We start from the raw sequence: 510 nt of genomic DNA, 5'->3' as shown, positions 1-510 counted from the left end.
GATCACGGCCGAGAAGCTGGAGATCCTGCGCTACGCCGACGAGATCTACATCGAGGAGATCCGCCGCGCCGGCCTCTACGACGACATCTGGCAGGCCTTCGCGGTGCTGCTCCCGGTCAAGACCGTCGGCGTGATGGGCGACGGCCGCACCTACGACTACGTCGTCGCGCTGCGCGCCGTCACCTCGACGGACGGCATGACGGCCGACTTCTATCCCTTCGACATGAAGTTCTTGGGCCACGCCGCCACCCGCATCATCAACGAGGTGAAGGGCGTCAACCGCGTCGTCTACGACGTGACGAGCAAGCCCCCGGGCACGATCGAGTGGGAGTGAGGGCATAGCGGCGGCGCGAACGCCCGCGCGTGACGCTCCGCGCGTCGGCCGATGCGTAGGATGGGTGGAGCCGAAGGCGATACCCATCGTTTGGTCGCGACTTGAATCACGATTGGCGTCGGCTCGAGCAATCTCGAATCCGGCGGTTTCCGGTGAAGTCGACCCACACTCCGCTC

At 65.7% G+C, this 510-nt stretch carries 1 pseudogene; it reads left to right on the top strand.

From position 1 onward, the window contains the following. Nucleotides 1–334, top strand: a pseudogene (locus ABTU92_RS27875) (GMP synthase (glutamine-hydrolyzing)); the annotation flags it as partial. Nucleotides 335–510 lie beyond the last annotated feature (176 nt).

Source organism: Rhodoplanes sp. SY1 (genome assembly GCF_046000175.1).
In the GTDB taxonomy this organism is placed as follows: Bacteria; Pseudomonadota; Alphaproteobacteria; order Rhizobiales; family Xanthobacteraceae; genus Rhodoplanes.
Note: the sequence above shows the minus strand (reverse complement) of the source record. Positions and strands in the feature narration are given on the sequence as shown.